Below are 13,065 nucleotides of genomic sequence, written 5' to 3' on the forward strand. Positions count from 1 at the left end.
GCTATTAAAAAGTTGTTTTGATACCCAGGGTGTATGTACGGGGAAGAGGATAGTTCAGGTAATCAATACCCGCATTCACCACATTATCCCCAGCAATACTTGACTCAGGGTCATAACCCGGATATTTTGTGAAGGTATACACATTAGCAACGTTAGCGTAAACGTTCAGATTATTCAGCCTCATCCGCTTTGTGAGGGTTTGGGGCAGATCATACGACAACTTGATGTTTCTGATCCGGGTGAAGGAATTTTCAAACAAGAAGTGAGAAGAAGTACCAAAGCCCAGGGCATGATTACTCCGGATAGCTCTGGGCATAATCCCATCACCCGGATCGGCCTCCGATCTCCACCTTCTGTCCGTACGTATCAGGTTGTTCTGTACCGCCGTAGCTCCTAGCAGGGCTGCACCGGCATCAATGTAGGTATAGGCACCCTGCGATCCTACCAGGCTTACGCTCAGGCTCAGATTGCCCAGGGTGAAGTTGTTGTCCAGTCCCCAAGTAAAATCAGGCCAGGGACTACCCAAAACCTTGCGGTCGCTTTGATTGATGACCCCGTCTCCGTTGACATCCTCAAATTTCAGATCGCCGGCCTGGGTTCTGGGGTGCTGCAGGGCGGCTCCGTCCAGTTCGGCGCTGTTCATAAATATACCAAGCTTGTTGATCAGGTAAAAGCTGGAAATAGGCGAGCCCACCTGGGTGATCTGGTAGGCCGAGTTGGCTATTCTTCCTCCCTCGGTAGCCAGTTTAAGAACTTTGTTCCGGTTATGGCTGAAGGTCAGGTTTGTGTTCCACGCAAAGCTCTTACTTTGAACGTTCAACGACTGTACACCAAGCTCGAAGCCTTTGTTTTCAATGTCTCCGATATTCTGGGTGGAGCTGTTGAATCCGGAAGCGGCGGGTAGCTGCACGGCCAGCAGCAGATCGGTTTTTAAATCTCTGTATACATCCGCAGTCACCGATACCCGATCTTTGAACAGACCCAGATCCAGGCCTATGTTGGTTTGCCTTGATTTTTCCCACGTCAGGTTATCGTTGGATAAGGTAGCGGGAACCAACCCTGGATTGAGGGCATTGTTCCGGATATAGCGGGTGGTGGACAGCAAACCGATATGGGTGTAGTCACCAATCTGGTTATTTCCCGAAATACCATAGCTGGCCCTGAGCTTCAGGTTGCTGATAAACCCGACCTCTTTCATGAAATCCTCCTCGGCCAGGTTGTAGCCTACGGAAAACGAGGGGAAGGAGCCCCACCTGGTGTTTGAGCCAAACCTTGAACTACCGTCTCGTCTTATGGTAGCAGTAAACAAGTACTTGCCCGCATAGGAGTAGTTGACCCGGGCCATCACCGACAGCAGGGCCCACTCGTTAACAATTTGGGTGCCCGCATTGACAATACCGGCTGAGATGAACGGCACATATTCCGTGGGAAAATCCGAGGCGCCGACCGATACCCGGTCGAAACGGTTTTTCTGCGCCGTGAAGCCCACCAATCCATTCACAAAATGCTTGTTATTGAATACCCGGTTGTAGGTCAGGGTGTTTTCATTCAGCCAGTTCAGGTTTTCGGATTTGGACACACCCGCTGAGGCTGGGTAGTTTAGGGTCGTGAAGTTGGGTACGGCCGAGGAGCGCCACAGCTTGATGTTGTTAGAACTAAAGTTTACGCCAATTGAGCTCCGAAACGTAAGATCGTTGGTTAAAGAGAATTCCACAAAATTGTTCGTCACCACATCCATGACCTTCCGGCGGTCTTCAGTGCCTTCGCTTACTGCCAGTACGTTGGCCAGAAAACCCAGCCCATCCGTTACATCGGCCTGATTGAAATAGTAGCTGCCGTCGGGATTATAGACAGGAATGGTGGGGGAGGCCGCCAGTGCATTACTCAGGAGTCCGCCCTGACCATAGTGGGATTCGGTATTGGCAAACCGGCCGTAGCCGTACGACCCAAACGTGGAGGTACCTACCTTGATCCGCTTGGTCACCTGGGCATCCACATTGACCCTCAGATTAAAGCGGTTATAATCAGAATTAATAATAATCCCCTCCTGAGAGAAGTATCCACCTGATATAAAGTACCGGAGCTTGTCAGTGCCGCCGTTGGAAGAGACCTGCAGGTTCCGGACCGGGGCTGTCCGGAAAATTACATCCTGCCAGTCGGTATTGGTGGTGATAGACTCCGGATTTCGGAATTCGGGTCTCACACGGGTAGAGGCCGATCTCACTGAGTTAGGGTCGGTTGCCTTGCCACCGGCGTACACCCAGGCATTATCCCGCCCGTCGGCCACGTATTCGGCATACTGTTGGGCGTTCAGCATGTGCAGTTTGTTAGCTACCTCCTGAAATCCGTAGGAGGCATCCACACTGATCTGTGACTTACCATAGCTGCCCCGCTTGGTCGTAATAATCACCACCCCATTGGCTCCTCTGGAACCATAGATGGCCGTGGCGGACGCATCTTTCAGGATTTCTATGGATTCAATATCCGATGGATTGATGGAAGCCAGGGGGTTGACGCGGTTGCTGGTATTGCTGGCCATACCGGCCGAAGAAAAGCTATTGCTACCGTAACTCCGCATGTCGGAGCCCCCGCCGCCCGAGCCAATGGCAAAACCATCAATTACGTACAGGGGTTGATTGCCACCCGTAATGGAGCTAACGCCACGGATTAGGATATTAACGTTGCCACCGGGAGCACCCGTGGTTTGGGTCACCTGCACGCCGGGCGCCTTTCCCTGAAGCATCTGATCAAAGCTACTCGCCGAAGGCTGAATCAGTTGTTCATTCGAAATCTTGGTGATTGATCCGGTCAGGTCCTTTTTTCGCTGGGTACCGTAGCCGACTACCACCACATCCTGTAGTTGCTGCATATCGGGTTTAAGCGCTACGTCAATAACAGAGCGACCATTTACCGGAATCTCCTGGAAGCTGTACCCGATAAAACTGACCACAATGGTAGCTCCCGGGGATACGCTCAACTGAAAATTTCCGTTGGCATCCGTGCTAGTGCCACTAGTGGTACCCTTCTCGGCAATAGTAGCTCCGACCAAAGGAGAACCATCTTCAGAAGTCGTTACCTTTCCCCGAACAACCTGCTGTCCGGCCGACTGAGCACTGAGTTCATGGAACGAAGCGGCCATGCTCAATACAAAGCCCAGGAGCAACAGCGCTAAACGATGCTTGAAAAATTGTATCATGGTTAAATGGGTTAGGTGTATAAAATTCAAGGGTTAGGAGGGAAGGTATAAGGGTTTAGGTACTTCTCACTTAGTTGATAATGACCGACTCAATGTTGAGGTAATTGGCGATTTTTTGGATGGTACCGGCGTGGTGTCCGATGCCCAGCGCGAAGTGGTGGGTGGGGCCTTCCTTCATCCAGCGTTTCAGGAAAGTCCGGACATCCGGCTTGAAAAAACCGCGGGTATTGGTATTACCGGTAGGGGGTATAGGTCCTTTGATGGATTCTCCTTCGGCGATTACAAATTTGAATTTACCCTCGTAGGTAGAGCTGATACTCAACATCGTGATTGGGCCTTCCTTGATCTGGAATTCTACTCCCGCACCGAAGCCGGGTTTGCCGTGGTATTTTTTCAGACTTCTCAATACCGGACGTCCTTCGGCAATGGCAATATTGTGCGGCCCATCGTGACCCACCAGGACGAAGTCTTCCTTGAAGTCTACCGGATGAAACTCGGCGAAACTTCCACCGATTCCCAGCCGTTCCATAATGAGCATCGCAATGCAGGTTTTCAAATCCGACTCACCGCACATGGGAAAGCCCGCTCCGGTAAGCAGTGAATTGCCCACGATAAGGTTGGACATGACGATCCGGGTATCACTGCCGTCTTCGCCGTCGTAGTAGTAGGCCAGGGCATCCAGGTTTTTTTCTTTGACAAATTTTTCCAGGGCTACGGTTACCTGCGCCGCTATGTGCAGATCAGAATCTTTGAGCTTTTCGGATATAGGGTCAGATACCGGATCGGGCGTATCAAAGAAGTCCAGGATTCGCTCCTTAACCGGTTCAATTTCTTCGTCAGTGGCCGTGCGGAACTTCGTCACGATCTCGTGTGCTTCGCACTGTACGATGTGGGGGCTGAAATGGGCGGTAAGCATGGTTGAGTCCGAGTGCATATCCAGCATGGCTTCGATGGGGTGCCCGATGTGGCCGATACGGGCCGTTTTCAGATCGTGCAGTACCGCCGCGATCCGACAGTACTCTTCAATTTCGGCCTCGGCCGCCGGATCGTCGTGGAGGGTACCTATAATCATCTCTGGTACCTTCTTTCCCATCCGGACCGCTACCCCGGCAAACTCAGGCAACGAACAGATGTCATCGTTGTACAGCTGTAGATAGGTGGAGGCATTGGCGTAGTCCAGTGCTTTGTCCGGCTGCAGCGCCACCAGTACTATGGGCGTATCAAGACTCTTGATAATGATTCCGAAGGTACTGGAGGTAGCATAGGTGAGCATGTCACAGAAAATGAGATCAAGATTGGCCGCCTTTAGCTTAGGTACCAGTTCGTAAGCTTTATTGACATCATCAACCAGCCCAAAGTCAATTATGTCCACCTGGCTACCGGTACTTATCTTTTCTATAAAGACTTCCTGCTTCTGCATTAGCTGGTCCAGCAGGCCATCGAACTGACCCCAGTATTTGAAATAGCCAACCCCAAATACGCCGATCCGGGGACGGCTTTTCTTGCGATGCCCAATTGACAGGGAACTCTCTTCGGGGGCTATCTGTACGTCTGTGTGATTTTTCATTATCTATGTTTATTTCTAAAAAGTTAGTGCACTAAGATAAAACTGACAAAATTTTTTACGCTACATAAAGGTACCTTGCTTCAGGCCTTGGCAGGCTCCATGGGACGGAATACTGATTCGTATAAAGGTTTTATTTTGGGTATGAACAGGATAAAGACAATGAAAGCCAGCGGGTACAGAAGTCCGGAAGCTATCCAGAGCGGACGGTAGGAATAGTTCTGAATAATCAGACCCATGAGGGGATTGAGCAGCAAACCCGACACCGCCCCGGCGGTACCACTTAGGCCTACTACCGTTGAGGTAGCCCCTTCGCCGAAAATATCAGATATAGAGGTAATATAGTTGGTGATCCAGAAGCCGTGGGCAAACATAAACACTGACATCAGGGCGATGGCCACCTCTACCGAAGCTACCCATTCGATCATGGGCGCTACCAGAGTCAGGGCAGCAGCTACACCCATAATAGATTTGCGGGCTCTGTTGATGGAAAAGTTATTTTTGATAAGTTTATCCGAAAGCCAGCCCCCGATGATGTTAGCTACGCCCAGCGCCAGAAAAGGAATCCAGAAAAGACTGCCGATGCGCTCAAAGGAAACATGCCGGACCTCACTGAGGTACTTGGGAATCCAGAACATAAGGAAATAAAATACGGGGTCCAGCAGAAAACGAATCAGGATAAAGATCCATACTTCTTTGTTTTTTAGTAGTTTAGCGAACGGAATCGCAACTTTTGCTTCTTTCGGCTGCTGAACCGCTACGGGTTGAACTGTTTCTGGTTTTTTCTGCCACGGAATAAATAACCATACCACTACCCACACCAGGCCCACCAGACCCGGTATGATAAAACCTCCGCGCCAGCCGTACAAATTGGCTACCCAGATCGTAAGCGGAGGAGCTATAACCGCCCCGATGGCCGAGCCGCCAATAGCGATACCGTTGGCCAGTGCCCGCTCTTTTTTATCAAACCACTCGTATACCGTTTTGGCCGCGCCCGGGAAACACCCACCTTCGCCCATACCCAGTAAGAACCGGAAAGCCAGCAGTTGGGTGACGCTGGTCATGAATCCGTGCAGGCAGTTGGCGATAGACCACAAACCCACCGACAGGGCAAGTCCGGTTTTGCCTCCGATCTTATCAATGAGCCTTCCCCCCAGCGTAAACATGATTGCGTAGCTGATCAGAAAACTGGTGTTGATCATGCCGTATTCCACATCCGTTATGGAGAACTCCTTCTGTATTTTTATGATAGCAATGGAAAGTACCTGCCGGTCCAGGAAGCTAAGTCCGGTAGCGACAAAAAGAAGCGAAACAATAAACCAGCGGGTAGAAGTGTTTTTCATTTTGCTTAACGCACTAAGTATGATTAAACAAAGCTATAAGCCAAAGCTGAGAAAGTCAAGCGATGTAGCACTTTTATTTTAATAAATTGAAATATATTTATCAGGGTAATCGTAATAGAACTTTCCCATCGCCCATATGTAGTTATACTCTCAGCAGTGGAGTACTTACTAAGGTACCAGGTACTCTTCCCGGTTAGCAGGTAAGTAGCAGTTTGGGAAAAAAGTGGAAAGTATAGGTCCGACTATAGTTTTGGGAACTGGTAGTCCAGCAGTTTATTTAGATGATTTTTAGCCACTATTCTTTACCTTGCATTTTGTGGCTTGATACTAGTAGGTACTTAGCCTGCTCAGAACATGTTGAAAGCCAGTAGTTATAAACAAGGCAAGTTGTACAGCCAACTTTTATCAATATAAATGACCAACAGAGATTATTCATTCGAAGGCCCCGCCGCCAAAGCGCAAACCACAGCCAGTACTGGCGCGCCCCGGGAAGCTTTCTGGGACTGGGACGTAGCCTCTGACCGGATCTGGTGGAACGAAGGGTTTACTACTTTGTTCGGCTACAATGCCAAAGAACTCAAACCCGGTGCTGAGACCTGGAACAACTGCGTCCATCCGGAAGACAGGGAGCGGGTGCTCATTAGCATTAATAAGGTTATTGAAAAAGGGGGGACTGAATGGTCGGAAGAGTACCGGTTTCGGCGGGCCGATGGCTCCTACGCCTACGTGTTTGACCGTGGCTATACGATTCAGATAGACCAGAAGCCCGTTCGGATGGTAGGGTCAATAAGTGATATTTCTGAGCGCATAGAGCTACGGAAGGCACAACAGCAAAGCGAGGATTGGATGCGCTTTGCGCTGGAGGCGGCCGAACTGGGTACCTGGACCTACAATCCTGCTACCGGGGCAGAAGTATGGGATGACCGTTGCCGGGAAATTTTCGGTGTTCCGAAAGGTAGCGGACCCGCCCAGAACGGTTATACTATGCAGCAGGTGCACCCGGACGATGCTGATCGTTTATGGAAAACCGTTCAGGCAGCCATGGACCCCGTTACCGGAGGAAGCTACCATTCGGACCACCGCATCATTGATGCCACCACCGGCAAGGTCAAATGGGTACGTAGCCGGGGGAAGGCTTTTTTTACGTCCGAAGGTGTACCTTATAGTTTTGCGGGTACCATCATGGACATTACCGAAGAAAAGCGCAAGGAGGCCGCTCTGGCTAATGTAGAGAAGCGCTTTCAGGCTGGTTTTGATAATGCCTCACTGGGTATTGTCATTGCGGACCTGAGCGGAAAACTTATCCTCGTCAACAAGGCTTTTAACCGGATGATCGGCTATGCGCAGGAAGAACTTTACCAGGGCTGGTTTACCGAAATCACGCATCCGGACGATCTGGACAAAAGTAAAGAGCAGGTACAACGGCTGATGACAGGTGAGGCAGACTCTTTTTTTCTGGAAAAGCGCTACCTTCACAAAGAGGGACGGGTCATCTGGGCCACGATTCACACCACGCTTCTCTTTGATGAGCAAGGAAACAGAGATTGCTTTTTTTCTATCATACAGGATATTACGGCCGAGGTGGCCTTGCGGGAAGAGCAGCGAAAACTACTGGCACTGGTTGAGAACAGCGTAGAACTGATGTCTATCCTGGAGCTGGACGGTCGCAACTCCTATATCAACAAAGCCGGCATGGATATGCTCGGTTTTGAGAATGAGCAGGAAGTACTGGAAACGTCCATTTCGGCACTACACGCACCGGAGCATTTTGAACTGGTAGAAAAAGAGGTACTTCCTTCGCTTATGGAAAAAGGACGCTGGTCAGGAAGTATGCTGGTCCGGCACCTCAAGACGGGTGAAATTTTTCCAGTCTACAACAATACCATCCGGATCGATGACCCCCTTACCGGCCAGCCCTTAGCCGTAGGGGCCGTTATGCGGGATATGCGACCCGAGCTGGCGGCTCAGGAAGCGCTTATCACAAGTGAAGAACGCTTCCGGAATATTATTGCTCAGGCACCCGTTGCCATTGGAGTGTTCAGGGGGTTGGATATGGTCATCGAATCAGCCAATGAACCTATTCTGGAGCTATGGGGCAAGGGGCCGGAGATTATAGGAAAACCTCTGTTACAGGCCCTGCCGGAAATAAAAGGCCAGGGGTTTATGGAGCTGCTCGAGGGGGTATATACTACTGGTAAACCCTTCTTTGGGTATGAAATACTGGCCCGGCTTAACCGCAGGAATCAGCTGGAAGATTGTTATTTTAACTTTGTATACGCACCCCTGCGGGAAGCCGGAAATACAATAACAGGAGTAACAGTTATAGGCTCTGAGGTAACCCAACAGGTAGTGACAAAAAGAGAGCTGGAAGTAAGTGAAAAACGATTCCGAAATCTGATTATTGATGCGCCTATGGCTACGGCGGTCTATGCCGGTCAGGACATGGTCATCCAGTTAGCTAATGAGGCCATGCTTAAGCTATGGGGTAAAGACGAGTCCGTCATCGGGAAAAAAATAGCTGAGGCAATTCCGGAGCTGGAAGGTCAACCTTTCCTGGGAAAACTTGCTCAAGTGTACAGGTCAGGCCAGGAGTACCATGGTAAGGAAGATAAAGCCGATCTGGTCGTAGACGGAAAGCTGCAGTCATTTTATTTTAACTATACTTATAAACCTTTGCATGATGCGGATGGAAAAGTTTACGCCATCCTGAACATGGCCGTAGATATAACCTATCAGGTGGAGGCCAGGAAGCAATTGATGGAGGTAGAAGAAAGCCTGCGGGAAGCTATTGACCTGGCTGAACTGGGAACGTGGAGCATCTATCCTTTAACCGGTAAAATTGAATACTCGGAGCGGGTAAAAGAATGGATCGGGGTGATTGACCGGGAGGTAACCCTGGAAGATATTGCCATGAGTACCCACGAAAAAGACCGGGCACGCACCAGTGAAATATCACAGAGGGAATTAGCTCCGGAGGGAAGTGGCAAGCTGGATATGGAGTATACGATTGTAAATCGGCAAACCGGACAGGAACGAATTCTTCATACCCAGGCCCGGGCGCTCTTCAACGAGGAAGGGCAAGTGTACCTGATGCGGGGTACCTCGCAGGATATCACCGCGCAGCGCCTGACCCAGCAGGAACTGGAGAGACAGGTAGAACTCCGTACCGAACAGCTGCAGAAGTCTAATAACTACCTCCTGCAGTCGAACCAAGAGCTGGAGCAGTACGCCTACGTCGCATCACATGACCTGCAGGAACCCCTGCGCAAAATCCGGATCTTCTCGGATATGCTGGGCAATATGAAGGGGCTGTCTGAGGAGGCAAAAGATACTCTGTCCAAAGTCATCAGCTCATCTGAGCGGATGTCATTGCTGATCAAGGACTTGCTCGAGTATTCCCGTCTGCTCAAATCCGAGATAAAAATACTTGCCACCCCGCTCACCGAAGTACTTGAAAAGGTAGTAGATGATTTTGAACTGACCATTGAGGAAAAACAGGCCCGGATCGAATTAGGGGAACTCCCCACCATAGAAGCGGTACCCCTGCAGATGAATCAGCTGTTTTATAATTTATTAAATAACGCCCTTAAGTTTACCAGGGAAAGCGTACCGCCGGTTATATCCATTCAGTGCAGAAGGCTCTCGGAGCAGGAAGTGCAACACCACCAGCTGCCGCCTGTCCAGTGTCCCTACTACGACATCACCTTTACCGACAACGGTATTGGCTTCAGCCCTGAATACGCCGAGCGTATCTTTGAGGTATTCAAGCGTCTGCACACCCGGGCGGTTTATCCCGGTTCGGGAATAGGGCTGGCGTTGTGCCGTCGGATTGTGCAAAACCATCAGGGGTACCTGTACGCCGAATCAGAGGAGGATAAAGGCTCTGTATTCCACGTAATTCTGCCGCAAAAGCAGATAGAGGAATAACGACTACCACCCACCCTGCAGACCTTGCTGCAGGGCCTGCTGGTACTTTTCCTGATTGAAGCGATACAGGTAGGGGGCTTTGTGGGCAACGCCGCTGCGGCGCTCGTCCAGCCGTTCCAGTATATCATAGGTCAGCATTTTCCGTTGAAAATTCCGGCGGTCCAGTTGCTTACCCAGAATAGTTTCGTAGAGTTTCTGTAGTTCGGGCATCGTAAATTTTTCGGCCAGCAGGTTGTACCCAATGGGCTGGTAGGCCAGCTGCAGCCGCAGGGCTTCCAGCGCCTTATCCAAAATCTGATTGTGGTCCTGCATGAGCGCGGGTACCTGCTGAAGATCCCACCATTCACAGGCGTCGGAGTTGTTGTCGGGGCGGGGCGTAGCACTGGAATACTCCACCAGCGCGTAAAAGCCCAGCGTCATGAACCGCTGCAGAAACCAGTGACTTCCGTCGAAAGGTACCTGTCTCTTTTTCAGTAATTCAGCATTAAAGTCGTGCTTTGAGCGGCCAGGTTGGCCAAATAAGTGGAACTGTCGCAGGAAAATATTATCCAGTCCCGTACGGGACTGGAGTACCCGTGTAGCCGCGTCTTCCACATCTTCTTCTTTCAGTACAAATCCTCCGGGTAAAGCCCAAATATCTATGTGCTTCATTTTGAGCAAGAGTACCTTAAGTTGGTTCTCGTGGAATCCAAAAATGACACAGTCGACCGAAAAACCGGGGTGAAACAGCTCCTGACCCAGTTCCAGTATATCTTCTTTTGCTTTGTCCACTACCTTATTGCGAAGAGGTTTAAAATTATTAGAACTCAATTTTAACAATTTAAAATTAAAGTACGAACTTTGTGTCCAAATTACGCAATGAAATTGTCTAATTAACCAGTTCAAGCTCAGTCCTTACTTTACCATTTACTAAGTATGCAAAATAGAAGAGATTTTCTCAAAAACGCAGGCGCTGTTGCCCTAGGTGGCCTGACTCTGCCTCAGCTGTCTCAGGCGACTAATTTGTTCGGTATAAGCGCTCCCAAGCCCATAGGTATTCAGTTGTTTACCCTGTTCCGCCCCATGAACGAGGACCCCAAAGGTACCCTGGAAAAGGTAGCGGCGGTGGGCTACAAGGAAATAGAGTCGGCTTTCAGCACCCGCGGAGGGTACTATGGGTATAAACCCAAGGAATTCAAAGCTCTCGTGGAAGACCTGGGTATGACCTGGCGGGCCCACCACGCCGGAGGCGCTCCGTTCCGCCGTCCGGCACCGGCTCCCGGAGCGGCGGCTCCCGGAGCACCGGCTCCCGCAGGGGCGCCTGCCGGTAACAACCAGCAGCGCCCTATGAACATGCCGCCCATGCTCAACCTGCGCGATAACTACCAGCAGCTCGTAGACGAAGCGGCGGAAGCCGGGCTGTCGTACCTGGTATGTGCCAGCACGCCGGTAGGTACTTTAGAAGAAATCAATAACTCTATTGCAGTATTTCAGAAGACAGGGGAAGCGGCCAAAAAAGCGGGCATCGGCTTTGCCTACCACAACCACGCTACCGAGTTTGACGGCGTGGAAAGTGCTGGTGGTAAGACTCCTTATGAGCTCATCCTGTCGCAGACGGACAAGGACCTGGTGAAGATGGAGCTGGACCTGGCCTGGGCTACCAAGGCCGGTAAAGACCCCGTGGAGCTGTTTAAGCAGCAGCCGGGCCGCTTCCCGCTCTGGCACGTAAAAGATATAAAGCAGGACCTCAAAACGATTACTGAAGTAGGTACCGGCGTTGTAGACTTTAAGCGCATCTTTGCCGCCGCTGACTTAGCTGGTATGAAGTACTTCTTCGTGGAGCAGGACATGGCGCCTCAGCCCATTGAGAACATTACTACCAGCTACCAAAACCTGAAAAAGGTTGTGGCGTAAAGCTTTACCCGTACTTCTAAATTCAACAAATCAGCTTTAACTTTTAAATAATCCATGAATACAAAAAGACTCTTGTTCGTAGCTACCCTGCTGCTGTGCCTGTCTATGGTGCCTTTTACCGATGCTACGGCTCAGGCTGCTAAGGGCAAACAACCTACTTATGTGCTAGTACACGGTGCCTGGGGTGGTAGCTGGGCCTTCAAGAAAGTAGATTCCATGCTGACGGCGAAAGGGTACCTGGTATATCGTCCTTCGCTAACGGGACAAGGCGAGCGGGTACACCTGGCTTCGCAGGACATTAACCTCACTACCCACATCAACGACGTGGTGAACATGATCTTATTCGAAGACCTGCACGATGTAATCCTGATGGGCCATAGCTACGGTGGCATGGTAGTAACCGGCGTAGCCGACCGCGTACCCGACCGGATTAAGCGACTGGTGTACCTGGATGCCTTCGTACCCAACGATGGGGAAAGTGCTTTCAGCGCCCAGGGCAGCCAGGCGGATGGTATGAAACGAATGGAAAAGGATGGCTTTCTCGTACCAGCCTGGGTAAAGGCCGACCAGAAGCCTCCGATGGATGTACCCCATCCTATCAAAACCCTCACGGAGCCTATCTCGCTGAAAAATGCGGCGGCGCGTCAGATCCCGGCTACGTACATCCTGACCGTTGATCCCGGCAAAAAGCCCGAAGAGGATGGTTTCTTTAAATATTCCGAACGCGCCAAACAACGCGGCTGGAACCACATCCAAATGACCGCCGACCACAACCCCCAGTGGTCCAAACCCGCAGAGCTGGCAGAGTTACTGGATAAAGCGAAGTAGCGTGCTGTTTACCTAAAACAGAAAGTCCCCAAGGCGCTGGTGCCTTGGGGACTTTCTGTTAATTCTTACTTATAGCTTTTGTTTTGGCTCTTCCGGGTAATGCTGTTGCTTGCCCTCCTCCGCCGGGCGGGCGGCGCTCTCCCCACGCCTCCTTACCCTGCGGGCCTGCGCGGGGCTCACGCACAAATGTCCACAGGCTAAAGTCAGCTTAGGGGAGAGCTGAGAAATTTGACAGAGTGCATTAGTAAGAAAAGAGATACATATTTAAAAAAACCATAAGTACTATCTCTACTTAACATGAACTATGCAATCTC

Annotated in this window: 7 protein-coding genes; 3 read left to right on the plus strand and 4 right to left on the minus strand. The window is 50.6% G+C overall.

Translation table 11 applies throughout. From position 1 onward, the window contains the following. Window positions 1-4 precede the first annotated feature (4 nt). The 3 genes from VGN67_RS01505 to VGN67_RS01515 form a co-directional block, all read right to left on the minus strand. Entirely contained in the window at window positions 5-3,196 is a 3,192-nt protein-coding gene (locus VGN67_RS01505) for a TonB-dependent receptor (protein WP_327484988.1), read from the minus strand. Window positions 3,197-3,266: 70 nt separating this feature from the next. Beyond that, entirely contained in the window at window positions 3,267-4,763 is a 1,497-nt protein-coding gene (locus VGN67_RS01510) for an L-fucose/L-arabinose isomerase family protein (protein ID WP_327484989.1), read from the minus strand. 80 nt (window positions 4,764-4,843) lie between these two features. Continuing rightward, window positions 4,844-6,103: an MFS transporter gene (locus VGN67_RS01515; protein ID WP_327484990.1), complete on the minus strand. Its 1,260-nt coding sequence runs from the start codon at window positions 6,101-6,103 to the stop codon at window positions 4,844-4,846. A 414-nt stretch (window positions 6,104-6,517) separates the two neighbouring features. On the opposite strand from VGN67_RS01515, the gene VGN67_RS01520 reads away from it, so the two are divergent. Then, complete coding sequence (locus VGN67_RS01520; RefSeq protein WP_327484991.1) at window positions 6,518-10,030, plus strand: PAS domain S-box protein; 3,513 nt, start codon at window positions 6,518-6,520, stop codon at window positions 10,028-10,030. 3 nt (window positions 10,031-10,033) lie between these two features. On the opposite strand, the gene VGN67_RS01525 is transcribed toward VGN67_RS01520, so the two are convergent. Further along, window positions 10,034-10,840, minus strand: a complete 807-nt coding sequence (locus tag VGN67_RS01525) for an NUDIX hydrolase (protein WP_327484992.1) — start codon at window positions 10,838-10,840, stop codon at window positions 10,034-10,036. Between the two features lie 105 nt (window positions 10,841-10,945). On the opposite strand from VGN67_RS01525, the gene VGN67_RS01530 reads away from it, so the two are divergent. Both VGN67_RS01530 and VGN67_RS01535 read left to right on the plus strand, forming a co-directional pair. Further along, window positions 10,946-11,923, plus strand: coding sequence for a sugar phosphate isomerase/epimerase (locus VGN67_RS01530; protein WP_327484993.1), 978 nt, complete (start codon window positions 10,946-10,948; stop codon window positions 11,921-11,923). Window positions 11,924-11,977: 54 nt separating this feature from the next. Continuing rightward, window positions 11,978-12,751 (plus strand): alpha/beta hydrolase, encoded by a 774-nt coding sequence (locus tag VGN67_RS01535; RefSeq protein ID WP_327484994.1) that lies wholly within the window; start codon window positions 11,978-11,980, stop codon window positions 12,749-12,751. The last annotated feature ends 314 nt before the right edge of the window (window positions 12,752-13,065 follow it).

It is taken from the genome of Telluribacter sp. (assembly GCF_035998675.1).
Lineage (GTDB): Bacteria > Bacteroidota > Bacteroidia > Cytophagales > Spirosomataceae > Telluribacter.